This is a genomic window from Elusimicrobiota bacterium (assembly GCA_016180815.1).
In the GTDB taxonomy this organism is placed as follows: Bacteria; Elusimicrobiota; Elusimicrobia; order JACQPE01; family JACQPE01; genus JACPAN01.
The window spans coordinates 86,111-113,055 of sequence record JACPAN010000003.1; the positions used below are offsets into that span (position 1 = coordinate 86,111).

General features: G+C 54.7%; 29 protein-coding genes and 1 riboswitch. Of the genes, 12 read left to right on the top strand and 17 right to left on the bottom strand.

What is annotated here, in order from left to right; all coding sequences use genetic code 11:
• Positions 1-57 precede the first annotated feature (57 nt).
• The 4 genes from coaBC to panB are packed head-to-tail and all read right to left on the bottom strand — an operon-like array spanning position 58 to position 3,859.
• Positions 58-1,296, bottom strand: a complete 1,239-nt coding sequence (gene coaBC, locus HYT79_01060; protein ID MBI2069164.1) for a bifunctional phosphopantothenoylcysteine decarboxylase/phosphopantothenate--cysteine ligase CoaBC — start codon at positions 1,294-1,296, stop codon at positions 58-60.
• Entirely contained in the window at positions 1,293-2,114 is an 822-nt protein-coding gene (locus HYT79_01065) for a type III pantothenate kinase (GenBank protein ID MBI2069165.1), read from the bottom strand. The genes coaBC and HYT79_01065 overlap by 4 nt, the downstream gene beginning before the upstream one ends.
• Positions 2,098-2,991: a pantoate--beta-alanine ligase gene (locus HYT79_01070; protein MBI2069166.1), complete on the bottom strand. Its 894-nt coding sequence runs from the start codon at positions 2,989-2,991 to the stop codon at positions 2,098-2,100. The genes HYT79_01065 and HYT79_01070 overlap by 17 nt, the downstream gene beginning before the upstream one ends.
• Positions 2,975-3,859, bottom strand: a complete 885-nt coding sequence (panB, locus tag HYT79_01075; protein ID MBI2069167.1) for a 3-methyl-2-oxobutanoate hydroxymethyltransferase — start codon at positions 3,857-3,859, stop codon at positions 2,975-2,977. Before panB ends, HYT79_01070 begins: the two co-directional genes overlap by 17 nt.
• A gap of 95 nt (positions 3,860-3,954) precedes the next feature.
• On the opposite strand from panB, the gene HYT79_01080 reads away from it, so the two are divergent.
• Complete coding sequence (locus HYT79_01080) at positions 3,955-4,602, top strand: DUF799 family lipoprotein (GenBank protein ID MBI2069168.1); 648 nt, start codon at positions 3,955-3,957, stop codon at positions 4,600-4,602.
• Positions 4,603-4,605: 3 nt separating this feature from the next.
• On the opposite strand, the gene tsaB is transcribed toward HYT79_01080, so the two are convergent.
• From tsaB to HYT79_01095, 3 genes are read right to left on the bottom strand one after another with little or no spacing between them, the layout of a single operon-like run.
• Positions 4,606-5,262: a tRNA (adenosine(37)-N6)-threonylcarbamoyltransferase complex dimerization subunit type 1 TsaB gene (tsaB, locus tag HYT79_01085; GenBank protein ID MBI2069169.1), complete on the bottom strand. Its 657-nt coding sequence runs from the start codon at positions 5,260-5,262 to the stop codon at positions 4,606-4,608.
• 11 nt (positions 5,263-5,273) lie between these two features.
• Positions 5,274-5,498 (bottom strand): hypothetical protein, encoded by a 225-nt coding sequence (locus HYT79_01090; protein MBI2069170.1) that lies wholly within the window; start codon positions 5,496-5,498, stop codon positions 5,274-5,276.
• The gene (locus HYT79_01095) at positions 5,495-5,938 is read right to left on the bottom strand and encodes a CoA-binding protein (GenBank protein ID MBI2069171.1); all 444 of its coding nucleotides are present in this window, start codon (positions 5,936-5,938) and stop codon (positions 5,495-5,497) included. Before HYT79_01095 ends, HYT79_01090 begins: the two co-directional genes overlap by 4 nt.
• Before the next feature lie 36 nt (positions 5,939-5,974).
• Between HYT79_01095 and HYT79_01100 the strand changes: the two genes are divergently transcribed.
• Positions 5,975-7,153 (top strand): CoA transferase, encoded by a 1,179-nt coding sequence (locus HYT79_01100; protein ID MBI2069172.1) that lies wholly within the window; start codon positions 5,975-5,977, stop codon positions 7,151-7,153.
• Positions 7,154-7,162: 9 nt separating this feature from the next.
• On the opposite strand, the gene HYT79_01105 is transcribed toward HYT79_01100, so the two are convergent.
• Both HYT79_01105 and HYT79_01110 read right to left on the bottom strand, forming a co-directional pair.
• On the bottom strand, positions 7,163-8,089 hold the full coding sequence (locus HYT79_01105; protein ID MBI2069173.1) for a prohibitin family protein: 927 nt from the start codon (positions 8,087-8,089) through the stop codon (positions 7,163-7,165).
• A complete protein-coding gene (locus HYT79_01110; protein ID MBI2069174.1) occupies positions 8,089-8,325 on the bottom strand; it encodes a hypothetical protein in 237 nt (78 codons plus the stop codon). Before HYT79_01110 ends, HYT79_01105 begins: the two co-directional genes overlap by 1 nt.
• Before the next feature lie 85 nt (positions 8,326-8,410).
• On the opposite strand from HYT79_01110, the gene HYT79_01115 reads away from it, so the two are divergent.
• The gene (locus tag HYT79_01115) at positions 8,411-9,436 is read left to right on the top strand and encodes an ATP-binding cassette domain-containing protein (GenBank protein ID MBI2069175.1); all 1,026 of its coding nucleotides are present in this window, start codon (positions 8,411-8,413) and stop codon (positions 9,434-9,436) included.
• Here HYT79_01115 and HYT79_01120 read toward each other — a convergent pair.
• Together HYT79_01120 and HYT79_01125 are read right to left on the bottom strand one after the other, a co-directional pair.
• Positions 9,411-10,178 (bottom strand): enhanced serine sensitivity protein SseB C-terminal domain-containing protein, encoded by a 768-nt coding sequence (locus HYT79_01120; GenBank protein ID MBI2069176.1) that lies wholly within the window; start codon positions 10,176-10,178, stop codon positions 9,411-9,413. The two genes, HYT79_01115 and HYT79_01120, sit on opposite strands and share 26 nt — an antisense overlap.
• A gap of 64 nt (positions 10,179-10,242) precedes the next feature.
• On the bottom strand, positions 10,243-11,955 hold the full coding sequence (locus HYT79_01125) for a cation:proton antiporter (protein ID MBI2069177.1): 1,713 nt from the start codon (positions 11,953-11,955) through the stop codon (positions 10,243-10,245).
• Positions 11,956-12,008: 53 nt separating this feature from the next.
• On the opposite strand from HYT79_01125, the gene nadA reads away from it, so the two are divergent.
• Positions 12,009-13,049, top strand: a complete 1,041-nt coding sequence (gene nadA, locus HYT79_01130; GenBank protein ID MBI2069178.1) for a quinolinate synthase NadA — start codon at positions 12,009-12,011, stop codon at positions 13,047-13,049.
• On the opposite strand, the gene HYT79_01135 is transcribed toward nadA, so the two are convergent.
• Positions 13,046-13,366, bottom strand: coding sequence for a cupin domain-containing protein (locus HYT79_01135; GenBank protein MBI2069179.1), 321 nt, complete (start codon positions 13,364-13,366; stop codon positions 13,046-13,048). The two genes, nadA and HYT79_01135, sit on opposite strands and share 4 nt — an antisense overlap.
• 43 nt (positions 13,367-13,409) lie before the next feature.
• Between HYT79_01135 and HYT79_01140 the strand changes: the two genes are divergently transcribed.
• Entirely contained in the window at positions 13,410-14,465 is a 1,056-nt protein-coding gene (locus HYT79_01140) for a threonine synthase (protein ID MBI2069180.1), read from the top strand.
• Positions 14,462-15,340, top strand: coding sequence for a homoserine kinase (gene thrB, locus HYT79_01145; GenBank protein ID MBI2069181.1), 879 nt, complete (start codon positions 14,462-14,464; stop codon positions 15,338-15,340). The genes HYT79_01140 and thrB overlap by 4 nt, the downstream gene beginning before the upstream one ends.
• 6 nt (positions 15,341-15,346) lie before the next feature.
• Here thrB and HYT79_01150 read toward each other — a convergent pair whose 3' ends face one another.
• Positions 15,347-16,018, bottom strand: a complete 672-nt coding sequence (locus tag HYT79_01150; GenBank protein MBI2069182.1) for a hypothetical protein — start codon at positions 16,016-16,018, stop codon at positions 15,347-15,349.
• A gap of 2 nt (positions 16,019-16,020) precedes the next feature.
• Entirely contained in the window at positions 16,021-16,587 is a 567-nt protein-coding gene (locus tag HYT79_01155) for a hypothetical protein (GenBank protein ID MBI2069183.1), read from the bottom strand.
• Positions 16,588-16,757: 170 nt separating this feature from the next.
• On the opposite strand from HYT79_01155, the gene HYT79_01160 reads away from it, so the two are divergent.
• Entirely contained in the window at positions 16,758-17,627 is an 870-nt protein-coding gene (locus HYT79_01160; protein MBI2069184.1) for a hypothetical protein, read from the top strand.
• On the opposite strand, the gene HYT79_01165 is transcribed toward HYT79_01160, so the two are convergent.
• Together HYT79_01165 and HYT79_01170 are read right to left on the bottom strand one after the other, a co-directional pair.
• A complete protein-coding gene (locus HYT79_01165; GenBank protein ID MBI2069185.1) occupies positions 17,624-18,760 on the bottom strand; it encodes a PQQ-dependent sugar dehydrogenase in 1,137 nt (378 codons plus the stop codon). The two genes, HYT79_01160 and HYT79_01165, sit on opposite strands and share 4 nt — an antisense overlap.
• Positions 18,761-19,525, bottom strand: a complete 765-nt coding sequence (locus HYT79_01170) for a hypothetical protein (protein ID MBI2069186.1) — start codon at positions 19,523-19,525, stop codon at positions 18,761-18,763. It abuts the gene before it with no gap.
• A gap of 29 nt (positions 19,526-19,554) precedes the next feature.
• Between HYT79_01170 and HYT79_01175 the strand changes: the two genes are divergently transcribed.
• Genes HYT79_01175 through HYT79_01195 form a run of 5 tightly spaced genes read left to right on the top strand, consistent with a single transcriptional unit; the run spans position 19,555 to position 25,303 of the window.
• A complete protein-coding gene (locus tag HYT79_01175) occupies positions 19,555-19,959 on the top strand; it encodes a hypothetical protein (GenBank protein ID MBI2069187.1) in 405 nt (134 codons plus the stop codon).
• A complete protein-coding gene (locus tag HYT79_01180; protein ID MBI2069188.1) occupies positions 19,959-21,482 on the top strand; it encodes a GMC family oxidoreductase in 1,524 nt (507 codons plus the stop codon). The genes HYT79_01175 and HYT79_01180 overlap by 1 nt, the downstream gene beginning before the upstream one ends.
• Positions 21,482-23,209, top strand: a complete 1,728-nt coding sequence (locus HYT79_01185) for a thiamine pyrophosphate-binding protein (GenBank protein ID MBI2069189.1) — start codon at positions 21,482-21,484, stop codon at positions 23,207-23,209. Before HYT79_01180 ends, HYT79_01185 begins: the two co-directional genes overlap by 1 nt.
• Positions 23,210-23,218: 9 nt before the next feature.
• On the top strand, positions 23,219-24,046 hold the full coding sequence (locus HYT79_01190; protein ID MBI2069190.1) for an alpha/beta hydrolase: 828 nt from the start codon (positions 23,219-23,221) through the stop codon (positions 24,044-24,046).
• Positions 24,047-25,303, top strand: a complete 1,257-nt coding sequence (locus HYT79_01195) for an ACT domain-containing protein (GenBank protein MBI2069191.1) — start codon at positions 24,047-24,049, stop codon at positions 25,301-25,303.
• A gap of 52 nt (positions 25,304-25,355) precedes the next feature.
• Positions 25,356-25,528: riboswitch (cyclic di-GMP riboswitch) on the bottom strand.
• Between the two features lie 89 nt (positions 25,529-25,617).
• On the opposite strand, the gene HYT79_01200 is transcribed toward HYT79_01195, so the two are convergent.
• Positions 25,618-26,943, bottom strand: coding sequence for an acetyl ornithine aminotransferase family protein (locus HYT79_01200; protein ID MBI2069192.1), 1,326 nt, complete (start codon positions 26,941-26,943; stop codon positions 25,618-25,620).
• Positions 26,944-26,945 lie beyond the last annotated feature (2 nt).

Sequence of the window (26,945 nt, forward strand, 5' to 3'; positions counted from 1 at the left end):
AAGAAAAGCATTTTTGCACTAGGGTAATTTTTGCGGCGTCAAACCTGAGGCTGGTTTTTAATTCGCTTGATTGAGCAAGGCCGCCGCCCGCTCGATAATTTGTTGAGCGGTTTCGGCTTTTGAGGCCAGGGGAAGATGGACAGGGGGCCGGTCCGGGGTCAGGAGCGTGACTTTGTTTGTGTCGACGTCGAACCCGGCGTCAGGCCCTGCGACGTCGTTGGCCACGATTAAATCCAGGCCTTTAGCCTTCATTTTGGCTTTGGCATTGGTCAATAAATTTTCGGTTTCCGCGGCGAACCCGATGATGATTTTAGGCGATCCCTGTCGCCGTCGACGGAGCCCGGCTTCAAGAAGAATATCTGCGGTCGTTTCAAGCTCGATGACGCGCAAACCATGTTCTTTTTTTATTTTTTTTGTTTCTTGGCGTTTCGGTTTGAAATCAGCCACGGCTGCAGCCATAATCAGGACATCCGCCCGTTCTAATTCATTAAGCACCGCGTCGGCCATGTCTTGAGCGCTGTTGACGTTGAGGCGCGCGGCTCCTTCCGGCGTGGCCAAGGCAACCGGCCCGGCGATCAACGTGACCTCGGCCCCCTGGTCCAGGGCCGCTTGGGCCAGGGCGAACCCCTGTTTACCCGAAGACCGGTTGGTCAACACGCGCGCCGGATCGATGGGCTCCTGGGTCGGGCCTGCGGTAATGAGAAATTTTTTTCCCCGAAGCGGGCCTCGGCGGCTCAAGCAATAACGCAGGCGTCCGAAAATCCTGCCGGGCTCAGCCATCCGGCCGGTTGCCGTCAGGCCTGAGGCGAGCCGGCCGTCTTCGGGATCAATGAGAATCACGCCGCGTTTTTTAAGAAGCCGGACATTATCCTGGACGGCGGCATTCATCCACATGCCTGCATCCATGGCCGCGGCCGCGACAATGGGGCATTGCGCCGAGAGCGCGGTCAGGCCGAGCAAATCATCCGCCAGTCCATGGGCCAGCTTGGCCAACCGGCTCGCTGTGGCCGGGGCAATGATCAAAGCGTCGGCATTTTTGGCCAAACCCACGTGCAGGACATGGGCTTGGGCGCCCCATAAATCCGAATCCGTAAAAACAGGACGGCCGGTGAGCGATTGAAACGTCAGCGCCGTGATGAACTTGGCCGCGGATGAGGTTAAAATCACGTCCACCGAGGCTCCGGCCTGAGTGAAACGGCTGGCCAAATAGGCGGCTTTATAAGCGGCGATGCTGCCGGTGACGCCTAAGACCAGGCGTTTATTCTCAAGCGGGGGACAGGAAGCAATCGTGGTCATCGGGCCCCCGTTAAATTCACGGCTTTTTTTTGCTTGGGAGGGTATTTTGCCTGCGGCATATTCATTTCATAAATCAGGCGCAACCCGTCAAGAGTCAACCAGGGCGCTTTGATTTCAATGACCGGCGTTTCCGCGGCAATCAGATCGAGGAGGCCGCCCGTGCCCACCACTTTCATGCTCGGGCCCAACTCCTTTCGGAAACGGCTCACGATCCCCTCAATCAGGCCCACATAGCCGAAGAGCACGCCCGCTTGCATGGAATGAACGGTGTTTTTCCCGATGACGGACGGCGGCCTGGCGATTTCGATGCGCGGCAGTTTAGCCGTGCGCTTGTACAAGGATTCTGTGGCGACGCCGATTCCGGGGGCGATGGCGCCGCCTAAATAGTCGCCGTTTTCCGAGATCGCGTCAAAGGTGGTGGCTGTGCCGAAATCAACGATGCAAGCCGGTCCGCCGTAAAGTCGGAAAGCGGCCACCGCATCCACCACTCGATCCGCGCCCACGCTTTTGGGATCGTCATAGCGGATGCTCATTCCTGTTTTAACGCCGGCATCCACGACCAGCGCTTCAACGCCCAAGTAACGGCGGCAAAGTTCCATCCAAAATCCGGTTAACGGCGGCACAACCGAGGCTAAGACCGCTCCGGCGACGGCTGCGGGGTCGATGTTTTCGTGACGGAGCAGGCCCAGAATTTTCAACCCGTATTCATCGGCTGTGCTGGCATGATTCGTGGCCAGGCGCCAGGAGCTTTTCAGTTTGTCCCGGTCAAAGAGACCCAGGGTGATATTGGTGTTGCCGATATCAATGGCCAGCAGCATAGGAAAGACTCCCGGACGATAAGCGGCCTGTTTGCCAGCGCCCCGCTTCAAGAAGAAAATTATCGATTAGTCTCGTTGAGCCGATGCGCACAGCCAGGGAGAAAAGCGCGTTCGGGCCCAGGACGTCAAGCTCCACAAGCGTTTCCGGGCGGCTGATGGAAACATAGTCGATTCTGGCCAGGGGTTCGTTGAGGATGATTTTGCGCATGGCGCTTTTAAGCGTTTCGGGCTGGCGCTCTCCCCGGTTATAAGCCAAGCGCGCCGCTTCGAGCGCTTGATGAAGAATCACGGCCGCCCGGCGCTCATTCGGATTTAAATAACCGTTTCTTGACGACATGGCCAAGCCGTCCGCTTCCCGGATAATCGGGCAGGCCACAATATGGACCGGCATATTCAAATCAAGGGCCATGCGCCGGATGACGGTCAATTGCTGGGCGTCTTTTTGCCCGAAATAAGCGTATTGAGGTTGAACCTGATTAAATAGCTTGGCGACAACCGTGGCCACGCCGCGGAAATGCCCGGGCCGGACCGTTCCCTCCAGGGGCAGGGACATTCGTTCGACATTGATATAGGTCTGAAAGCCTTCAGGGTAAATGGTTCCGACAGAAGGCGCCCAGACAAGATCGGGGTTGAGATCCTTGAGCATATGAAGATCATGATCCAGGGTGCGCGGGTAGCGTTCAAAATCTTCATGAGGGCCGAATTGGGCCGGGTTGACGAAGACGCTGATGATCACCGAGGCGCATTCTTCCTTGGCCCGTTGAACCAACGATAGATGCCCTTCGTGGAGGTAGCCCATCGTGGGTACAAAACCAAGGGGCTCGGTCAGAGCAAGCCTCGCTCGGCGAAGTTCGTTGAGATCAGTGACGACCCGCATAGGAATGTTCGGCCTCCTTCAAAAAATATTCCCATTCGGCATCATTGATGGCGTAAGCGTGATCATGGACCGGAAACATTTTCGTTTCCACATCCTTTTTATAAGCGGCGATAGCGCCGGCTATGTTTTGATGTAATTGACCGTAGCGCCGGACGAATTTCGGGGTGAACCGGTCAAAAAATCCGAGCATATCGTGGAGCACCAGAATTTGCCCATCGCAGCCTGAGCCTGCGCCGATGCCTACGGTGGGGATGGACAAGCGCTGGGAAATAAACGATGCCACTCGATCCGGGATGGATTCCAAAACAACGGCAAAACACCCGGCTGCCTCAAGAGCCAGTGCATCGTCTAATATTTTTAAAGCGGCTTGCGCGGTTCGCCCCTGACTCTTAAAACCGCCGAATTTACGCACGGATTGAGGGGTCAGCCCCAAATGGCCCATCACCGGAATCCCTGCGGCGATAATGGCCTTGACCGCGTTGAGCATTTCCCGGCCGCCTTCGAGTTTGACCGCATCCATCCCCGCTTCCTGAAGGAACCGCCCCGCGTTTTTGACGGCTTCGGCAACGGAGGCTTGATACGATAGAAACGGCATATCACCGATCAAGAGCGCGCGTTTGGCGCCTCTGGAGACGGCCTTGGCATGATGGATCATGTCCTCCATGGTGACGGGCAACGTCGTTTCATAGCCTAGAACCACCATGCCGAGCGAATCCCCGACCAGAATCGAGTCGATCCCGGCCTGATCCACGGCCAACGCCGTCGGGTAATCATAGGCGGTGAGCATCGTGATGGGTTGACGTTCAAGTTTTTTACGTTGAACGTCGGCAATGGTGATTTTTTGGGCAGGCGTAAGATGATCGTTCATCATAACCGTCTCGGCCCGTTTCCGGGTCCAAGCGACACTCTTATTATAACTTTATCGGCTGATTGCCTTGAGCAGTGATGTAAACTAGTGTACGCATGAGACCAATCCTGGCTGTTTTTTTATGCGTAGTCTTGGCCGCTTGCGCGGCTTCCTCCAAAAAAACCGGTCTGATCTCAAATCATCGAATAGCCCTGTTTCCCCTGGCCAACGATTCCAACGATCTTGAGGCGCCGTCTTTGGTTCGGGTGGCTCTTTTTAAAGAGATGGGAAAGAAGGGGCATCTTCTTATTCCGATGGAAGAAATAGACGCTCAATTAAAAGAGATGGGCGTAACGGACGGCGGGCAATTGGGCGCGATCGATGTCGAACGGCTTCGGGAAAAAATACCGGCCGATCGTTTTTGTTATGGAACCCTGGTGGAGTTCACCTTTAAGAGCGCCGTGGCTTTAAGCCAGCGTAAAGTGGAAATTCGGTTGAAACTGGTGGACGCTCACAACGGAGCCGTTCTTTATGAACGCCAGGAATCCGGCGTCACCACCCGAGGAGGCACGGACGCGGCCGGGGATTTGGTTTTAAACGTGGCCGGCAAAGTGGTCAAATCAGTCAAAGACGGGGCCAAAAAATTAATGCCTGCGCAGACCGGTAAAAAAGCCATGGATGCCACCGATGCCTTGGCTGATGTGGAATTAACCGCTGAAACCGATGAAGCCATCCGCAAACTGCTTGAAAAATTCCCTAAGTAATTTTTATTTCCGGCGCGTCGGCGCGTTCCAAGTATTCTTTAGATAAATCGGTTTGGGCAATTGCGGGGGCTTGATCCAGCGTCGATCCGTTTTGGCCGCGGCTAAAGCCATGGATAAAAGCCGCTCTGCGCTGGGAATTTCTTCTTTAGGGTTGAATCCGAATTGTTTCGCCAGGGCCACGGTTTTTTCCTTGAGGTTTTCTTGAACGTAGTAGAGCGCCGTCACGGTTTTACCGGGAGCTTTTTTGGCGAATAAATCCTCAAGTGCAGGATAAGCCTTCAGCCGGGATTCTTCGGCGGCCACATAGGCTCCGCTGAACGCCACGACGCGCAGCAGACGGCTAGGGCCGCCGCAGGACCAGGCCATCAGATCGCCGACCGAAGGCGCGAAAACGGGGGTTTGATGAAGGCCGGCCCAGGTGTTGATGATGCTCAGGCCCAAGCGTACTCCGGTGAAGCGGCCCGGTCCGGTGGTTGCGGCTAAAAAATCAAGGTTGTTCAGCCTCAGGCCCGTCTTTTTGAGGGCCGGGGGGAAGCGCCGCCAAAAAATGTTTTCATGGTTCCATCCCGCATCCAAGAATAATTTGGCCGCTATCCGGCCGTTTTTAAGAATGGCGAAGCTTAAATAGGTGCCCGATGTTTCAACGGCGATCGCGTTCAACGGTGTTTGGGTTATTGCTTTTGGAGCGTTTTCTGCAGGTCGATGGCGCCTTCTTCGACTTGGCCGCGAAGTTTTTCATTAATAGCTTCTTTTTGCTCCTGCACTTTTTCTTCAATCTTATCCCGACCCGTTTCAACGATGCCTTCGACTCGATGGGCGAGCCAATTGGGAGGGGGCACAACCGAGGCCAAGAGCCAGCCCACGATTAATCCCAGGAGGAAGAACAGATTCCTCATGAGCCAAGCCCCATGTGTTCGACTTTGGTGCAGGCGTTCATGACCACTTTTAAGCCCGCGGCCTTCGCTTTTTTAGCGGCTTCATTGTGGATGATGCCTAATTGCATCCAAACGGCTTTGGCTTTGATTTTAATGGCTTGATCCACGATGTCGGGAACAGCCGCCGTCTCGCGGAAAATATCCACCAAATCCACTTTTTCCGGGACTTCGAGAAGCGAGGGGTAGCAAGGTTCGCCCAGAATTTCTTTGTGCCCGGGATTAACCGGAATAATTTTGTAACCCCGAGCTTTCAGGTACCTGGCCACATCATGGCTGGGCCGCTCAGGTTTCGGGGAAAGCCCGACCACGGCGATGGTTTTGGCTGTTTTTAGGATTCCGGCCATTTCTTCGGATGAGGCGTTGAAAGCAGGAACCTCGCAGAAGGGCTCTTTTTCAGACATAATAATGCTCCCGTACGTTATTATGGTATTTCTGATATGACATTTGGCGCGGTTTCGGCCAAGCCTCCTCTTTCCGGGGTCAGGGTTTTGGATTTGAGCCGGATTTTGCCCGGGCCTTTCGCGAGCATGGTTTTATCTGATTTGGGCGCGGAAGTAACCAATGTGGTGATGCCTAAAATGATCGATCCTTTATTGGCATGGTTTCCTTCGGGACCGGCACACGCCATGCTTTCCGCGACACTCTATCGCGGTAAAAAATCCGCGGTTATTAATTTCAAGAAAGAAGAAGGGCGGCGCTTGGTTTTACGATTGGCCAAGCAAGCCGATGTTTTTATCGAGGGTTTTCGCGCGGGCACGCTGTCGAAAATCGGTCTGGGCTACCGGGACATCGTCCGGGTCAACCCCAAGATTATTTATTGCTCGCTGTCGGGGTACGGGCAAACCGGGCCCATGCGCCATTGGGCGAGCCATGACATCAATTATCTGGCCTACGCCGGTTTGCTGTCTTTGGTCGGGGAAGCCGGCCGGCCGCCCGTTCTTGCGCCGTTGCCCATCGGCGATATCGGCGGGGGAAGTTTATTCGCCGCGATCGCCGTGATTGCGGCTCTTTATGAGCGCAAGATCAGCGGGCGCGGGCAATTCGTCGACGCCGCCATTCTTGACGGCCTTTTTTCTTGGATGTTTTTGCCCTATGCCGAGCATTTGGCTAACGGCGGGTTAAAACGCGGCTGTCTGCAATTGGCCGGGCGCGATCCTTTTTACGGCGTATATGAAACAGCCGACGGGCGGCATTTGGCCGTGGGCGCGGTGGAGATGGTTTATCGGGAACGGCTGTTGACCTTGGTCGGCCGGGAGGATTTGAAACAATACCTAGGCGATATCGGGCGCTGGGAGTTTTTAAGAAAAGAGTTGTCGACGATCTTAAAGACCAAGACCCTTGAGCAATGGCGTGCGATCCTGGAAGGCCCGGAAACCTGCGTGTCGCCTGTTTTGACGCTCGATGAAGCTTTGACCAACGACCATCTTCAGGCGCGGGGAAGAGTCCGCAAAGGAGCGCTCCCAATGATCGGGCATCCTTTCGCTTTTTCCCGGTCCAAAATAAAGACGCGGCTTAAGCCGTTTCGCGTGGGCCGCGATACGCTTGGCGTTTTGCGCGGCCTGGGGTTAAAAACGGAAAGAATTAACGATCTGCGCCGAAAGCGGATCGTCCAGTAGCCGCTGCGCTTAGTGGCCGCCGGGCCGCATGCTGGTTAAATCAAGTAACGGGGTGGCCCCTTTGTCGCTCATCATGACCTGGGGCATTTGTCCGTTCCATTTTTCAATCGCCAGTTTCTGAACCTCGACTTGGCGCAATTGAATGAGCTGGGACGTGATCGCGTCGCGCTGCATTTTCAGCGATTCGGCTTCGGCGCGGGCCGTGGCGATTTTTTGCTCGGCCTCAACCTTAATTCTGTCCAGGTCGCGTTTTGCTTTCAGAGCCTGCTGTTCCGCGACCTGCTTTTGCTCAATGGACTCCGCAAAGGAGCGCGAGAATTCAAAGTCCGTAATATAGATTTCTTCGGTTTTGATATGGGCGAATCGAACCTGGTGATCGACCACGTCGCGAATCATGCGTTTGACGTCGTCGCGCCGGGTGACGAGTTCTTCGGCGGTGAAGCGGGCCGTGGCTTGTTTAATGGCCTCTTGAACAGCGGGGCTGATCACCTTGTCCGCATAACCAAGCCCGAAATCCCTGTAAATGATAGGCGTTTGACCGGGATCGGGACGGTAGTTTAAGGTGACTTTTGAGTGAACGGTTTGGAGGTCTTTGGATTGGGCCGTGGCATCGTACGTGTCTTTTTGAACGCGCACGTCCATGAGCGTCACTTGCTGCACGAAGGGCATCACAAAGTTCAACCCTTCGCCCAGCGGCTTGGGGCGTACGCCTTTCTGCAGCACATCATAAACAACGGCCCGGTGGCCGGCCGGAACGATGACAACCGCGTCATCGGCCAACGTCGCGATGATGGCCAAGGCGAACAAACCTCCGGCATAGCGCACCAACAGCACGGAAAGCTGATCCCAGAGAACCCCGTGTTTGAAGTCGAGCCAGCTGTTTCTGTTTAAAATGAGCAGAACGGCGGCGATAATTGCGGCTAGCGTGAAATACATCAAGACCTCCTCTTCCAAATGGCGACGGTGACGGCCACGGCGATTGCGCCTAAAACCAGGCCCAGCTCCGGATTTCTGAAGCGCAGCATCAAAATAGCGGCCGCGCACCAAAGAAGAGCCGTAACAATCGCTTTCTCCAGAGATTGGAATCCCTGCGGCGCCGGCCGGCCCAGGCCGTCTTCTTCATGGCCGTTTAAGCCCAGCAAGCGCTTCAACCAGCTATCGTTTTCGTCCATCGCAAATTCATTGTAATAAACATGCTTTGATCATCCAAGGAGTTACGGAACAGGTAGGCGGAACAAAAACGATAAGATGAAAGCAATGAACCCGGATTCCTCGGCGGTCGTTGTTAACGGGCTCTCTAAGACGTTTAAGATTCCCAAACGCAATCCGGGATTTATGGGCGCGCTGGCCGCGCTCATTCGCCGTCACTATACGATGGTGGAAGCGGTTCGGGATTTAAGTTTTACGATCCCCGGCGGGGGATTGGTCGGGTTTTTGGGCCCCAACGGCGCGGGCAAAACCACGACGCTGAAAATGATTTCCGGTTTGCTTCACCCCGACGCCGGTTTGGTGCGCACGCTGGGCTTTGTTCCCCGTGAGCGCCCCTACGAATTTTTGCGGCAAATCACGTTGGTGATCGGCAATCGTTCTCAATTGTGGTGGGAGCTACCGATTGAAGAATCCTTATTGTTAAACAAAGAGATTTACGAACTTTCGGACGATTTTTACAAGGAAAGCCTGGGGGAATTGGTTGAGTTGCTGGAGCTTTCCGAACTGTTGAACGTGCCCGCTAAAAAGCTTTCGTTGGGCCAGCGCATGAAGGCGGAACTGGCCGCGGCGCTTTTGCACCGGCCGAAATTGCTGCTGCTTGATGAGCCGACGTTGGGCTTGGATGTCGTGATGCAGAATAAAATCAGGGGATTTCTCCAAGAGTACAATCAACGCCGAGGGGCGACCATTTTGCTCACCAGCCACAACATGGAAGACATCGCCCAGCTTTGCCGCCGCGTTTTGATCATCGATCAGGGGCGGCTGTTGTACGATGGTCCGCTGAAGAAACTTGTTGATCAGTACGCCCCAACCAAAAAAATACGCGTTGATTTTGCGCAAGCGCCCGCTCCGGGGTCCCTTCAGGATTCCGGGTTGACGGCCATCAACGGCTCCGGGCTTGCCGCTGAAGTTAACGTCGCCCGGGAACGGGTTTCGGCTTCGGCGGCGGAGCTCTTGGAACGTTCGGGTAAAACCCTGCCCGCGATTTCAGACATTACGATCGAAGAGCCGGCGGTGGAAGATGTGATCCGGACGATTTTCGCGGGAGCTAAGCCCGCTGCCAAAGAGGGTTGATGGCCTCTTGGATTTTTTCGGCCATGGCCCGGTCGATGAGCATGAAATCCATGTATTGCCCGACCGGCAGGTATTTGGCGATGGGCGTGGCCATGGACTCCAACCAACGAGCTAAGTCGTTTTCATCGCCCTGAGCCTCTACGCCCAGAACCAGGTGGGGATCACCGCCTTCATAAGTGGCTTGAAAAAGATAAGCGGCGCGCGCGGCCGGCTGGCAATCCAGGCTTAGGCGCAAAAAACGCTCCAGCTGCGGAGCGACGCCGCCGGGCGGCTCCTCGATATTGACGGAAATTTCTCGCGAGGCTTCGGCCGTGATGGTCCCGTTGGTTTCTTTGACCGCGGAAAATCCTTGAATCAGCAGTTGAATTTCGGCGCGGGTTAAAAAACCGCGCGGATCGGGCCCGGCCATATTGATGAGAATAATCTCGACGCCGGCCTCATCGGCGAGCGCCGCAATTTCACGGCCGGAGGCGGCGATGCAGGTGACCTCTTCTTTCCATTGAATCGCCGCTTCGCGCGAGGTGAAGACGGCCAGCGCCGCTTGGCCCTGGGAGTTTTTCAAAATTTCAATTTGATGATCCTGGTCTTGGGGATTTTCCGGAGGCGTGCCGGGGACGAACAGGGAGCTTTTTAGAAAGCTTTGGTAGAGAGCCTGCCGGGTTTTTTTGTTGTCGGATTCGGCCAAATCAGCCAAGGCCTTCTCAAGCGCCGAATTTTTTAACGGATGAATTTCCCTGCTCATGCTTTTACAGTGTAGAGCCTTGAATGAAAAAAAGCCATAGCGAATTTGAAAATGAAAATTCGTTCTAAACGGCGGTCGTTTGAGGATGATCGCAGGAGCGATCTTCGGGGACGTCGGCAGGCGATGATTCTTTGATGAGCTCTAAAATTTTGGAACCGGCCAGTTTCGCCGGAACGAGGGCATGGGCCGCCCCTTCGTCCAGCAGCCGTTCGGCTTGGGCATGGTCGTCCGCCGTAGCGATAAAGCGCGCATTGGGAGACAATGCTTTGGTCAAGCGCAGCAACCGTTCATTAGTCGTTCCTCTGAGGAACGTATCCGAGATGGTGCAACAGACAATGGAGGCTTTCTCAAGATGAAGGTGGCTGAGGGTTTCGGCGTGAGCCAAGTCGCCGTACACCCATTTGACGCCTTTATGTTCCAACCGTTCTTTCAAGCCCGCATTGTAATCGATGACCAGCATCCGGTTTAAGAGTTGAGGGGATTCCTCCTCGATGGTGTCGATTAGAGCTAAGCCTTCCCTGAAGCAGCCCAGCATGACGATATCCCTCTGTGCTTCGGGTGACGGCTGGGCCGGGTCCGTACGCCGTTCGCGCAGGCCCAGGGATTCCAGCCACCGGCTCAGGGTTCTGGCCAAGCGGTCGTTATAAGCGATGATATAGGTCGACGCCAAAGAAGCCAGGAGCATGGCGCCGAGAATCGTGGAAGCGAACGTTTCCCGCACATGACCGAATTCTACGCCTAAGGCCACCATCACCAGGGAGAATTCGCTGATTTGGGCCAAATTCAGCGCAGTAACAAGGCCGAGCCTTAAGCCTTTTCCTTGGCGGTAAAGAACCGCGGTCACGCTGATGAGCCGGCTCGCAATGACGAAACCGACGGCCAACCCTGCCGTCATTAAAAAAGTTCCGTCCGGGCGCGGCATTTTTAGACCCAAGGAGACGAAAAACAGCGTGGTGAAGAAATCCCGGATTCCGGTCAATTTGGAGCCGACATCCGTTCCATAGGGAAATGTGCCGATGGAAATGCCCGCGATCAAAGCCCCCATTTCTTTGGAAAGCCCGGCGCGCTCGGCCAGCATAGTCAGGACGAAACACCAGGATGCCGATGTTAAGAGCACCAATTCCGGGTTTTTGGCCGATGCTCGAAACAGGCGGCTCAGGCCATATCGGCTGATCACAAAAGCTAACGCCACCAGCGCCGCGCCTAAGCCCAGAGAAGCGGCGATGCCGGTTAATTCGGGATTGCTTAAATTCGGCTGGATCGCCATAAAAGCTACGGCAAAGATGTCTTGAACGATCAGGACGCCGATGGTCAAGCGGCCGGCTGTCGTGTGCGCCTCAAATTTGTCGTGTAGAAGCTTGACGGCGATCATGGTCGAGCTCATGGCCAGGGCCACCGAGAGATAAAGGAGCTCGAACCCTTCCGGACGAAAACCATAGTCCACCAGGCTGAAAAAGGCGAAGCCCAGGGCCATGCAGCAGAAAATTTGCGCGGCGCCGAGCGTCAACATGGCGCGGCCCATTTTGGCGATTTCTTTCAAATTGATCTCAAGGCCGATGATAAAGAGGAGGAAAATCAGGCCGATCTCGGAAATTAATTCGATGGAATCCGGTTCCGTGACCAGGCCCAGGCCCAACTGGGGTCCCAGGATAACGCCGCCTAAAACGTAGCCTAGAATGGCCGGCTGGCCCAGCAGGCGCAGAATATGCGCCGAACAAGCCGCGAACACGATCGAGAGGCTGATATCCGTCAGCAGGTGCAGGGACCCATGCGTCACGAGGAGTATTATACCCCCGGGTAGGACGATCGGTGATTGGTGGTAAAATAAAAATGATGAGTGAGAAAACCCTGTTACCGACGAAGAAAGAGATCGACGACGAGGCCGCGCGCCTTGAGGCCAAGGGCCTGCTTCAATTGGGCGGGCATACCGAAGAAACGCTGCTCTTGACCGCGGAAAAAACCTGGCGCATCAATCGTCTCAAAGCGCAAAACAATGCGGTGATCCCGGCGCATGTGTATCAGCGGGCCGAGATTCTTTTGGGGATCGCCGACTTTACCGGAGACTCCTATCGTTTGGCCAAGCTTTGCACCGAGGTCAAGGCCGAGCGCATTGTTTTTTGCGGGGTTCGTTTTATGGCGGAAACAGCCAAGATTTTAAACCCGGAGAAAACCGTTATCCTTCCCGCGCTTGAAGCCGGTTGTTCGCTGGCGGAGAGCATCACCGGCGAGGATGTCCGAAAACTCAAGGCCCGCCACCCCGGCGTTCCGGCGGTCTGTTATATCAACACCACGGCCGACGTCAAAGCCGAATGCGACGCCGTGGTTACCAGCGCCAATGCGCGCACAATTTTGGAAAAGCTTTACCGGCAGCACCCGAAGCTGATTTTTTTGCCGGATGAGCTGATGGGCAAGAATTTAGCCCGCGATTTAAACAAGAAATTGGGCGAGGAAATGATTATTTGGAAGGGAACCTGCATCGTTCACGAGGATTTTGACGCCTCATGGGTCCAGCGTTACCGTCAAGAATACCCGGGGGTTAAAATTTTGGCGCATACCGAGTGCAGCCCAAGTTTGGTTGAAATCGTGGATTTTGCCGGGGGCACCGGCGACATGATGAAGTACGTCAAGAATACAGACGCCTCCTACTATATGCTGGTTACCGAATGCGGGTTAGGCGACTTGGCCCGGACCGAATTTCCCGGTAAAAAATTTGTGCCGATGTGCCGGCTATGCCCTTACATGAAATCCGTGGATTTGGATCATGTGGAACAAGCATTGCGCAATCCCGGACCCGATCATATCATCGAAGTTTCCGAAGGCATTCGCGTCAAGGCCAAAAAAGCCATCGACGCGATGTTCGCGCTGGCTTAAGACGCTTTTCCCGCCGGCGTCACCACGTAAACATAATCGAGCCGCTCCCGCCCGTTGTTTTTGACATTGTGCCAGGTGCCGGGGGGAATATAGCAGATGATTTGCCGGCTGACGGCCAGAGGTTTTTGCCCATCGATTTCAACCACGCCGGCGCCGGAGCGGACAATAATCATTTCTTCGCGCTCGCCGGTCGAATGCCGTCCTGATTCCTCGCCGACGGCAAGCACCACGTGCCCTGATTTCATGCCTGCGGTTTCCGGCGGCCCGGACAGCAGGCGTTCTTGGCGCTCGGTCAGCTCGATGAGTTTGGGTTTCATAGCTTAAGGGCTCCTATTATCCTTAAATAAGGCCGGTTGAGCCATGGGCATTATTGATCGTTATCGGGAGCACCTTCCAGTCACCGGGAAAACTCCGGTTATCTCCTTAAACGAAGGCGGCACTCCCCTGGTTGCCGTCGATCGGCTGGGGCAAAAATTAAATTTGCCCAAAGAGAGCCTCTACTGCAAGGTTGAAGGGGCGAATCCTACCGGTTCCTTTAAGGATCGGGGCATGACGTTGGCGATTTCAAAGGCTGTTGAGGAAGGGGCCAAAGCGGTTGTCTGCGCCTCAACCGGAAATACCGCGGCTTCGGCCGCCGCTTATGCGGCGCGCGCCGGATTGCCCTGTTTTGTTTTTTTGCCCAAGGGGCATGTGGCCGCGGGCAAGCTATCCCAAGCGGTCATCCACGGGGCCAAAGTGATCGAGGTTAAGGGTAATTTCGATCAATGTTTAAAATTAGTTCGCGAGGCTGCGGTTCGATTCAATCTTACGATCGTCAACTCAACCAATCCTTATCGCTTGGAAGGCCAAAAAACCGCGGCTTTTGAGATTTGCTCGGCATTGGGTCGCGCCCCGGATTATCAATTCATGCCCGTCGGCAATGCCGGCAATATCACGGCTTATTGGCGGGGGTATAAAGAATATTTGCGCAATCAACAATTGCCCAGGATGATGGGATTTCAGGCCAAGGGCGCGGCGCCTATTGTCCTGGGCAAGCCCGTTAAGAACCCGGCAACAGTGGCGACGGCCATTAGAATCGGCCATCCGGCATCATGGAAAGGCGCGCTGGCGGCCCGGGATGAGTCCGGCGGCGCCATCGACACGGTGACGGACAAGGAAATATTGGAGGCGTACCGGTTGCTGGCTCAAACCGAGGGCGTTTTTTGCGAGCCGTCTTCGGCGGCCGGGGTCGCCGGGTTGATTAAATACGCTAAAAATCGCCGTCTAAAAATCGAATCCGGAATGAAAATCGTCTGCATTTTAACCGGCCACGGTTTGAAAGACCCGGACAGCCCGTTTCGCTTTAAGAGCAAATCGATGACGGTCAAGCCGGACATGAAATCCGTGGAGGCCGCGCTTAAGCGTATCCTGCGATGAAAAAAGTCTGGATCCGCGTTCCCGGCTCATCAGGCAATTTAGGCTCCGGTTTCGATGTGGCGGCCGCGGCCTTGGGCGTTTATCTGGAATTGGAGCTTGAGGTCGTGCCTAAGGCGCAGGGCATGCCTTATCAGCCCAAAAATTTAATTGTTCGGACGGCTTGGCCGCTTTTGCAAAAAGCTTTTCCTAAAAATGGTTTTCGTTTTCGTTCAAAAGACGGCATCCCCATGGGCAAGGGGCTGGGCTCCTCGGCCGCGGCGCGCTTGGCGGCCTTGGTTGCGGCGCGTCTCTTGACGAAACGCGAGGACCATGATGAAGAAACGTTAACGCAAGCAGCCCGCCTTGAGGGGCATCCTGATAATGCCGCAGCCTCGCTTTACGGCGGATTCTGCTTGTCTTGGTTTGCCGGCGGCAAAGTTCAGGCTTATTCCCGAAAAATGCCCCGTGAATTGGCCGCCGTGATTTGCATCCCCTCTTTTAATCTACCCACGGAAAAAGCCCGGCGCATTTTGCCTAAAAGCGTTCCCAGGCAGGACGCGGTTTTTAATTTAGGGAGGCTGGCTTCTCTCTTTTGCGCGTTGGAAACTAAACAATTCGGCCAGCTTAAATCAGCTCTGGAAGACCGGCTGCATCAGCCCTATCGCGCCCGTTTGATTCCCGGTTTAAATCAGGTGATCGAATCCGCGCTTAAAAGCGGAGCGCTGGGCGCTTGTTTATCGGGAGCCGGCCCTTCTGTTTTGGCTGTCGTGGATCAACGAAAAGACCCCGGCGCCATCGGCGAAGCCATGGAACGCGCTTTCGCCGGACGCCGAATCCAAAGCCGGGCCCAGGTTTATTTATTTGACAACAAGGGATTTAAATCGGAAAGAAACTAGGCGGGGTTATTCTCGCCAACGTTCTACGAGTATAGCGCCGAATAGGCCCAATACGGATGAGGTCCAGAAATAAACATTGTAATCGATCAACCCGGCTTTAAAAATCAATCCTGTGGCGATGCCTCCGGCAATCCCGGCCGCAAGGCTTGATAACCCCAAGCGTTCTTGCCGTTGCCGACTTTGGTCAAGAAGGTTGAAAGTTAGGGCTCCGGCAAAGCCGCTGATCGCCCCGGAAACGCCCGTTCTTTTGAGCATGCCCCGCCTTCCCATTGCTATTGTGTACGAGGTGGCCATCATGGCCGTCATCATCGCCGCGCCTACGGATTCGTTAAGAATGGGGTTCTTTTTTGGAATGCCGGTCATTTTTACAAGCTTGATATTCATGGGCGTTATATTTGGGGCCGTATTTTCCATCAGGCTAGTAACCGGCAACGGAGTGAGAATTGTTGGTGATGCCGCTGATGCGGGATTAGCCGCGTGATTGTTCATATTGTTTTTTACGGCAGAGCGTCCGTCCATCCGGCGTTGAAGCGAATATTCAATCGGCAGCGCCTCCCTGGCGGACGCGGCCGTTGAATCAACGGGAGTGAGCGATAAGAAAATAACGGCCGTCAAAGCTGATGGAATCAGCCGATTGTGGTTTAAAGCCGGTTTTTTGGCTTTGTTATTTTTCCGCATCTTTAGGAGTTGGGAAGCAGTTCTTCTTCAACGGACAAGATATCTTCCTCGATCTTGTTGAGTTGTTTTTCGTGAGACCTGACAACGAATCTTTGATATTCAACTTCTTGTTTAGCGGAGTGTTTGGCTTGGTTGATCAATCGGGCTGAAGCAAAAGAAGCCGCCGAAAGGACTCCCAGAATAGAAGCGGCTATCCACCATCCTGGAACCATTGAAAGCAGCGAGAGTCCGGCCAACAGCCAACCCATCGCATCCGTGCCAATCTCGGGACCAATTAGTTTTCTAGATTTTTCATCAGCCCTCTCCACGTTGCGCTGGGCCCGGTTCTTAAGTTCTGTGGTTTCCAGCTTCATTTCGTAAAGTTCATGCAGCCGCCTGAGTTTGGCGATGCGTTCCTCGCGGCGGTTGCTCACGGGTACGGGTCCGGCCTGCCGGCCTTGTCCGGCGCCGCCGTCCATGATTTGTTCCAACTGCTGCCTTTGCTTTAAAGTTTCATTTTCTTGAGCCTGGATATCGATGGGCACGAAATAAATTAACGCAATTGCGGCGGGTATGATTCTCGCTTTCATGGCAGGGGCCTCCTTTATTCATTACTAACCCAATCAAGATAACACCCGCTGTTCCCGGTGAATAGAGTCTTCTGGGGCCTGGAAGGGGGGACTAAGTCCCACGCAATTAGACTGATATTTTTTCAGCTATAGTTCAATCAAATTGAACTATAGGCTATAATGAAGACAACATGCCTTATGAATTCGGTCCGGTTCTAAGGAAACTGCGCGAAGGGGCGGGGTATTCCTCAGCCTATGCGTTTTACCACACTAACGGCGGACGCCGGCTTTTCGGCGTCAATTACAACCAGTATTTGAATATCGAGCAGGGGCGTTCCTTGCCGCGCGCGCCCGTGGTCACGGCCGTAGCGACCATACTGCGATTGCGCCATACCGAAGGGGCTTTAGGGAGGCTGATGTCGGCCTATCTTCGCTCTCTTTTCGGGGGCGAAGGGTTTCGCAGCGTATTGGCGCCTTTGCTGAAGCCTCCGGTTGAATCCCGCAGCGCGCATCCTCTGGGCAAAGCCATTGCAAAGGCCAGAGCCGGGCGGCAATTGGTCCTGGGCCCAAATCAAGCGCAAATCATCGAGCGCTCGGCGTCGCATTATTGGGCGCTTCAGATTTTTAGCGAGGACATGGGTTCTTGGACCGTACAGTATTTGGCCGCACTTTTGGGATTCTCCCAGGCGGTTATCGTGAAAGTTTTGAACGATTTTTACCGATGGGGATTGATCAAAAAAGAAAAAGATGGACGCTATACGAGCGCAATGGGGGACAAAATCGTTGTTCATCCGGTCCGTTACGACGCAAAAAATCCCTTTGTCTCCAAGCCTAATCAAAGCCTCGGGAAACATTGGGATGAGATGCAACGGCGTAAAGGCGGTAGAGAGATTTTTCGCCGCGTCATGACCATGCGCGCCGCCGAATCCGAACTGATCCAATATATCCCTTATCTGGCGCAGGCGACATTAGGGAGCGAAATTTATGCGGTGAAAGAACCCAAGCCAGATTCCGCTTTTTATGTCGTGGAGTCGAGGATCAGAAGGATTTTTCGGTTTTAGGGAACAAGCTTGAGGATGCTGCCGCGTTCATGATCCACTAAATAAATTTCACCTTCAGGATCCCGGCCTAAAGCGCTGATTTTTTCCCAGTGTTTTCCATCCGGGTTGAGTTCGCGCCACTCTTTGTGTTCGGTGGTCTTGCCGTTTTTATGGCGAAATGAACGCAGTGTGCCGCTGCAATAGTCGGCATAAAAATAAATACCCTGAAGTTTGGTGTCGGGACCCCGGTAAACATAGCCGCCGGTGACGCTGCAGTCTCCTTGTTCGTAGAGGGGGTAAACATGGACCGGAGGAGTCAATCCTGCTGGATCACATTCTTTTGACTTGTAGCATTCCAGGCCTTCCATGATATTCCAGCCGTAATTTTTGCCGCCGCCTTGGCGGGTGTCTTCCACATCGATTTCTTCCCATTTGTTTTGGCCGACGTCGCCGATATAGAGGAAGCGGCCGTCAAAACTGAATCGCCAAGGGTTCCTTAGTCCGAAAGCCCAGATTTCCGGTTTGATCCCAGGATTGTCTTTGGCCTCATCGGCCAAGGGGTTGGATGGCGGTACCGTGTATTGTACCGGCGTGGAAACGTCCAGCCTTAGGATTTTGCCCAGCAAGGTCGTCAGTTTTTGAGCGTTGCCCTGAGGATCGCCCCGCGAACCGCCGTCGCCTAAAGCGATGTAGAGATAACCGTCCGGCCCGAATTCGATTTGCCCGCCGTTGTGGTTTGAGTAGGGCTGTTGTTGGCGCAGGAGCACGCGTTCGGTTGAGGCATCGGCTTGGCCGCCGGCCGCTTTGTATTCCGCGATCACCGTATCTCCGTTTTTGTCCGTGTAATGGGCGAACAACCGTCCGTTTTTAAGGAAGTCCGGATGCAGGGCGATGTCGAAGAGCCCTTGTTCCGAGGAGGCCGATAAAAATCTGGTTACTTTGCGGTTTAAGTCCAAAAAAGGTTTTTTGTCGGGCCGGCCGTTCTCGATGACGCGGACGTAGCCTTTTTGTTCGACGATATAAGCTTTCCCCGAGGAGTCGAATTTCAAGCTGACCGGATGCTTGAAGCCGGTCGCCACCGTCTTCATTGTGATTGCCGGCGGCGCGGCCGAAACAGTCACATTGAATAACAAGACGGCAATGAGAAATGCCATTTAAAAGGACGTTTCAACGGCCAGGGAGTATTTTTTTATCGAAGCGCCGTTGCTGCGGCGTTCCTGGCTGTGAGTGGCTTTGAGTTTTCCGGCTGAGATTAAAGCCCAGCTTAGTCCTCCCCCGCGTTCGGCGATGCTGTATTCGCCTGGATTGGAGGGATTGCCTGAATCGAAGAATTCGCGCCATGATCCGTAAAACGTGAATATTCGTAAAGCCTCTTTCCAGGTATAGCCCAATTGATAGGATTGAGACCCGGCGTCTTTGTTCTGAGTGGCCGGGCCTTCCAGCGCGGTTTGGATATAACCCGCTCGGACCGAAGCATCCCAGCCTGACAGCGGGCTAAAGCGCAGGCCCGCTTCTCCTGTGGTCACTTTGGCGTCGGTAAAGCGCCGGTAATTGCCCCTGACAAAGGGCTCCAGGGTATAACCGGGACTCGGCAGATAGAAAATGACTTCGCTTATTTGGCGGTAAAGCACGGCGGCTTTGGGTGTAAAGCCGGCCTTCAAATCCCAGCCAAGGGGGCCCAGTTTGCCGACAATCCCTCCATGAACGGTGTTGTCTTGGCGTTTGAAACGCGATGTGCGGTAATACTCGATATACCCCGTCCCTTTTTTTCCGCGTTCTTGAAGCCGGAGGCTCCAAATTCGCGAAGGCGAGAAGAAACTGAGATCCCAGTATTCGTAACCCCATTCAGTGTTTAAGGCCTGCGCGCCGGCCGGGGTTAAAGCAATCAAAAGCAACGCGGTCTTTATGTTGATACCCATACCAGCCTGCTTTTATATAAACTTCTTCCATGCTTGTGTTTTCCGACGGACAAAAAGGAGTTTTATGGGTTTTGGCGCAAACGATTGCGCCTGATGTCGCATTGTTAACCCAGACCCAAAAGACGGATTTTTTCCTGACCATCGAAAATGCCTTGTCCAAGCGGCCCCAAACCATGCAGCGGCAATTTTTGCTGTTTCTTAAAGCCATCGATGTTTTATCCGTTTTGCGCTATGGAAAATCGTTAAGCCGGTTGGACGCAACTGGGCGCTCCCGGCTTTGTCGTTGGCTGCAAGAGGGACCAATCGGCCTTTTGCGTAACGGATTTTGGGGTTTAAAAACTTTAATTTTTATGGGTTATTACGGACGGACCGAAATCAACGAGCCGGTCGGGTACCGTCCTTCCAAACAAGGCAATACTCTTTTAAAGCGTTGATGCATACCAAAGAATTCGACATCGTGGTCGTGGGTTCCGGCGCCGGGGGCGGCGCCGTGGCCAAGGAATTGGCTCCCCTGGCGGCCCATGGAATGAAAATCGCGGTTTTGGAATGGGGCCCAAAATTCCGGGAAGCGGATTACACGGGCCGGGAAGTGGAAATGGCCAACCGTCTTTATTTTGACGGCGGCGGTTTTTTAACCAAGGATCGCAATATGACGCTCGCCTTTGCCCGCGCTTACGGGGGTTCGACCGTGGTTTACACCGGCACCTCGCTGGTGATCCCCAAGGAAACGCTCGGGCGATGGGGCGTTCCCGGATTATCCTGGGATGATTTGAGCAGGCGTTCCCAAAAATATAAAGAAGAAAATAACGTTCATTTGCTTGAACCTGATTTGATTAATGACAATAACCGTTTGTTTTATGAGGGCTGCCGGCAATTGGGCTACCAGGTCGAACAATTTCCGTTGAATTTGAAAGGTTGTCAGGGTTCGGGCATGTGCAATATGGGCTGCCCGAATGCGGCCAAACAGGGCACTCATCGCGTCCAGCTCCCGGCCGCGGAAAAACAAGGCGTTCAGGTGATCACCCGCTGCGAGGTCAAGCGCATCGATATGGAAACCCGCGCGCTTGAGGCCGTCGTCCACCCCCAAGAAAGCGTGGGGGAGCCCTCAAAATGGGCGCCGGGCCGATATCAAATTAAGGCCAAAATCGTTGTTGTTGCCGCCGGGGCGGTCAACAGCCCGGCTTTACTGTTGCGATCGGGGTTGGGGGGCAGGCTGCCGGCTTTGGGGCGCTATTGGACATGCCACCCGGCTTTGATTTTGGTCGCTCAGCATGACCGGTCCATTACTAACTATTACGGTCATCCTAAAAGCTACTACTGCGATGAATTCGTCGACCCCGACAAGTTTTTGCTGGAAACCTGCATGTACTTTCCCTTTGTCACAGCCAAGAATCTGGCGGGTTTCGGGCCCGAACACGCGTCCATGATGAAGCGGATGGACCGATTGCAAATGATTCTTGTTCTGGCGTTAGATGAGGCGCTGGCTCAAAACCGCGTCACGATCGATCATGAGGGCAATCCGGTGGTTGATTACCGCATCGGGGATCAAACCATCGATTCGTTCGTCGCTTCCATGCGCGCCTCGGCCAAGATTTTCTTCGCCGCCGGCGCCCGGCGCGTGCATGCTCCGGCCGCCAAGAAGTTTTTTATCGAGGCCGAAGAAAAAAATCAGATCGACGCTCTCATCACCCGTGATGATTTCAAGCTGGGCAAGGTTTCCATTTCCGCCGCGCATTTGATGGGCGGCTGCCGTATGGGAACGAATGCCCAAGATTCGGTGACCGATGTTTGGGGCCAGGTGCATGGGCTGCCTTGGTTGTTTGCGGCGGATGCAAGCTTGTTCCCTAAATGCGCCCAGATCAATCCTTATTTGACGATTATGGCTTTGGCGGATCGAGCGGCTGAGGCCGTTCGCAGCAGGGTTGGGGAACTCAAGACCCAGCCCGTGGGGGTTTAATGAAATTAACAGGCGCTGATTTGGTCGTTAAAGCTTTGGAAGCCGAGGGCGTTCGCTGGACATTCGGCATTCCGGGCACGCATAACACCGAGCTCTACGATGCGTTGGAGCGCTCCGAGCAGGTGACCCCGATGCTGGTGACTGATGAGCAATGCGCTTCATTCATGGCGGACGGGGTCTCCCGCACGTCGGATCAAGTGGGCGTGGCCAATGTGGTGCCCGGAGCCGGGGTGACGCATTGCCTTTCCGGGGTGGGGGAAGCCTTCATGGACAATGTGCCTTTGGTTGTTCTGGCCACGGGTATGCGCCGGGACACGGGCAAATCTTATCAACTGCATCATATCGATCAATTGGCGATTTTGCGTCCGATCACCAAAGCGGCGTTCAGGCCCGAGCGCCCGGAGGATATTTACCCGATTGTCCGCCAAGCGTTCGCCATCGCGCGAAGCGGCACGCCGGGTCCTGTGGCCGTTGAAATCCCGGCGAATTTTTTCCTTTTCAGCCATGAGATCGGGCCGCTCAGCTACGACGGAGCGGGGTCGTTGCGTCCGCCCGAGGCTTCTTCGGGAGATTTGGACCAAGCAGCCCGCCTGCTTGAGGGCGCGGCGTTCCCCGCGCTTTATATCGGCAACGGGGCCAAGGCCTGCCAAGCGGAATTAATCGAATTGGCCGAAAAACTGGGCGCGCCCGTGGTCACGACGGTCCAGGGAAAAGGCGTTTTTCCGGAGCATCATCCCCTTTGGCTTTGGAACACGTTCGGGAATGCGGCCCCGGCCTTTGTCCGCAACATTATGGACCGGGCGGATTGTTTATTGGCCATCGGCTGCCGGTTCGGCGAGGTGGCCACGGCCAGCTACGGTTTGCAGACGCCGGAAAATTTGATTCATGTGGATATTAATAAGGATGTTTTTCATAAAAATTATCCGGCCAAGCTGGCCGTTGAATCGGACGCGGGCGTATTTGTCCGGGGCTTGCTGGAGCGGCTCAAGCGGCGTCCCCAGAACGCGGCGTTAAAAGAGGAAATTCGCCGGGGGCATGAGGATATTTGGAACGATTGGCGCCAATCGCCCAGCAAGGAACGCGTGACCCCGTCTTTGTTTTTATCCTCGCTCCAAAAGATTCTGGGCCCGGATGCCATTTATGCCACGGATTCCGGCAACGGCACGTTCGTGGCCATGGAAATGCTGCGCCTTGATCAACCCGGCTGTTTTATCGGGCCCATTGATTATTCCTGCATGGGTTATTCGGTGCCGGCAGCTATCGGCGCGAAACTCGTTAACCCTGACCGGCCGGTGGCGGCTTTAGCCGGCGACGGCGCTTTGTTGATGACCGGCTTGGAATTGATGAGCGCCTCGCATTACGGGATCGCGCCGTTGATTTTTGTGCTCAGAGACGGGGAGTTAAGCCAAATCGTTCAGTTCCAGCGGACCAGCTTGAACCGGGATACGTGCAGCGTGCTTCATCCGTATGACTTGGAAGCCTTGGCTAAATCCTGCCATGCCCACTATTGTGATTTGCCTAATGACGCGGCCATCGATAAAACGATTCATGCGGCATTGGAAAAAGCCAAGGATAAAAAACCCGTGGTGATCAATGTGGCCATCGATTATTCCCAAAAAACATTTTTCACCAAAGGCGTGGTTAAAACCAATCTTTGGCGATTGCCTTGGAGCGAGCGCCTGAGGATGCTCGGCCGCGCCGCTTACCGCCATTTGATTGCCCGCTAAAACCAGCCTTTGAAAATGTTTTCCGCGCTGGTTGTTTTCATTGTTTTGGGGGGACTGGTTTATTTCGGCCTCCGGGCGTTTGAGCAGGCGAATATTTATTTTCCAGACCGCGTTGTGGCGGCCACGCCGCGGGAAGCGGGGCTTGCCTTTGAAGATATTCATTTGACCAGCCAAGACGGCGTTGCCATTTGCGGCTGGTGGATGCCCCATTCCCGGGCTCAGGCGACGGTTCTTTTTCTTCATGGCAACGGCGGCAATATCAGCCATCGGATGGCGACATTGGCGGGATTTCATGAACACGGTTTTAGTGTTTTCATCATCGATTACCGAGGTTATGGCCAAAGCGCCGGCCGGCCATCCGAACAAGGGCTTTATCGCGACGCGTTGGCCGCTTATGGGTTTTTGGCGGACAAAAAGAATATTCTCCCGGACGACGTTGTTCTTTTCGGCGAGTCGTTGGGCGGGATGGTGGCCGCTGATTTGGCGAGCCGCGTGAAAATTCGCGCCATCATCACAGAAGGCTCCCCTTCCTCGGCCGTAGACATGGGGGAAATGATGTTTCCTTTTTTGCCGGTGCGACGCTTTCTCAAGCAGCGTTTTGAAGCCGCGGATAAGCTGGCCCGCGTCAGCGCTCCCAAATTGATTATTCATAGCCGGGACGATGAAATCGTTCCCTTTGCCCTTGGCGAACGTCTGTTCCAGGCAGCCAAGGAACCTAAGGAGTTCTGGGCGATTAGCGGCAGCCATTGCGCGGGTCCGAGCATTTCGGGTGAACTCTATTGGGATAAAATCGAGGAGTTTCTGGCAAAATCAGATATTGCGAATCGAAGGCTTTAATTGATGCTGCGTGTTGTTAAATTAGGCGGTTCTACTTTAGCCACCCCTGAACAAGTTCGGGCTATGGCACAGGCCTTAGCCACCATGCACCGGGGCCAAGAGAAAGTTTTGGCCGTGGTCTCAGCCATGGGAAAAACCACGGACCATCTTTATGACGCTTTTATCCGCGCTGCCGGCGAAAGGGCGGATGCCCTGGATTTGGAACGTTTTTTATCCCAAGGAGAATGGGCCTCGGCCCAACTTTTGGCCGCTGCGCTCAAGACTGCCGGTCAAGATTCGGTCGCCATCACCCCATGGGACAAAAATTGGCCGTTGGCCGTCGCTCTTCAAAATCACGCCGCTCCCCTGAAGGAAAAAGTCAATGAAATCAGGAATTTCAAACTGCTGACATCATCAAAGCGCATGGTTCACAACGTGATCGGCGGGCATTTGAAAGCCGGACGCATTCCGGTTGTCTGCGGGTTCGTGGCTAAAAATCAATCGGGCGAAGTGGTGACCTTGGGCCGCGGCGGCAGCGATATTTCCGCTTTTTTGCTGGCGGATATCCTGAAAGCCGATGAAGTGATTTTGGTCAAAGACGTGGATGGTGTTTTGCCCTGGGACCCCAATGTGGCGGGCGTTCACCCCAAGGCCAAAGTCGCTCATCTTGAGGCCAAGGAGCTTTATTTTTTGTCTTCGGCGGGCTCGCGCGTGGTTCATCCTGGGGCTCTGCGCTATCTTAAAGCGGGCAAAAAGGCACGCGTGATCTCCTATAAAAGCGATGATTGGGCCAAGGGCGGAACCGAAATTTTGAAGACGCCGCACGCCGCCTTGCGTCTATTGGACATCCCGTTGGCGGCTTTGACGTTCATCGGCAGGGACTTGGTGTCGACGCCCGGCATTCTTTATGAGATCAGCCGGCCGCTGAAGGAAACGGGCGTTTCGATTTATTCGATTACAGTCAGCGAATCCTTTCTTGCCGTTTACGTCCCTGAGAAAGACTGCGAAAAAGCCTATGGGTTCTTAGCTGAGGTGGCCGCGCGTATCCCTCAATTAAAGAGCTCGGCCGTTAAAAAGGGTTTGGTTAAGATCACCGTATCCAGCGAAGAATCGATTGAGGCTCCGGGCGCGATCGAGCGCTTGGTGCGTCCCATCGCCAGGGCGGGGTTGAACGTCTGGGAAATCGTCACCATTCATTCGGATATCATGCTGTTCGTTGAGAAACCCTTGGCTCAAAAAGTCGTTCGGTCGCTCAAGCGTTCCTTAAAAACAAAATGAAGGAAGCTTCCAGCTTCCTTCATTGCTTCGGCATAGTTTAAGCACAGCGGCCTTCGGTAGCCAGGCTGCCCTATCGCCCACCGGCGGCTCGCTCCGCTTGCGTGGGGGAAGAGTGCTTCGCGGTTCCCTTTTATTTTGGGGGTTAAGGGATCGCCGCTTTTGAGGCAACAGGGCCCATGGCTTCGCGTCCCCGACTTTCAAAGAACGGGTTTGCCGTTTCGAGGCGGTCGCTGAGGCAACCATCAACTATTGACCGGAAACGAGGATTGGTCAAGGGGGGTCGCTGTTTCAATCCGGTGGAGCGGTGTTAAAATTTAGGCCGTTTTTCGATTCTTTAGAGACTTGTTGAGAACCCGACGTAAAATATCGATCGAACGGTCGATTTCTTTTTTGGTGACGGTCAGCGGAGGGCAGAACCTGATGGTATTGGGACCGCTGCCTAAGAGCAGGAGCCCGGCGTTGAAGCAGTTATCGACGATCAAATCCCTCAACGCTCCGGCCCGTTTCTTGGTGACGCGATCCGTCACCATCTCGACGCCGATCATCAGACCCAAGCCCCGCACGTCGCCGATGGGCTCGAACTCATCCTGGAGCGCCTTAAGATTCTGCATCAAGTAGCGGCCCTGGATTTGCGCGTTGTTGATCAATTCTGTTTCAAGCAGTTTGATGGTGACGAGCGCGGCTTCAGCCGCCACCGGATTGCCGCCGAATGTGGAGGCATGGGCTCCGGGCGGCCAGGTCATCAGGCTTTTTTTGGCGACCAGCGCGCCCAAGGGCAGGCCGGAGGCGATGCCTTTGGCCAGCGCGATCATATCCGGATTCACGCCGAAATGTTCCACCGCGAACATGCGTCCGGTTCTTCCCATGCCGGATTGGACTTCATCGGCTAATACAAGAATGCCGTACTTGCGGGCGATTTGTTGAACGCGGGCGAGCCATTCCGGCGGCGGCACCACGTAGCCGCCTTCTCCTTGAACGGGTTCAACCGCAATGGCGGCCACCTCCTCGGGAGGGACCGTGGTCCGGAACATTTCATCTTCAATGTAATCCGCGCACGCGATTTTGCAGGACGGGTATTTTAGATTCAGGGGGCATCGGTAGCAGTAGGCGTAGGGCGCGTGATTGGTTTGCGGCAGAAGCGGAGCAAAACCGCGCCGTTGAACGGCCTTCGAATTGGTCAAGGACAGCGCTCCGAAGGTGCGGCCGTGAAAAGCGCCGATAAAGGAAATAAAACGGGGCCGCCGCGTCGCGTAGCGGGCCAATTTCATGCCGGCTTCAATGGCCTCGGCGCCGGAATTGCCGAAGAAAACCGATCCGCGCTCTTTGCCCGGGAACAGTTCGGATAGTTTTTCGGCCAATTTGATTTGGGCCGGGTAATAGAAATCCGTACCGGACATATGGATGAGCTCTGCCGCTTGTTTTTGAACGGCGCGGACGACTTGCGGATGGCAGTGGCCGGTGGATACTGTGGCGATGCCGGCCGAAAAATCAAGGTACTCGCGGCCGTCCGCATCCCAGACGCGCGCGCCGCGTCCGCGCACGATGACCGCAGGGTAGCCGCGGGTATAGGAGGGGGAAATGACGCGACTATCCCTCGCGATCCATTGTTTGGCTTTTGGCCCTGCTTTAAATTTAGTCATGG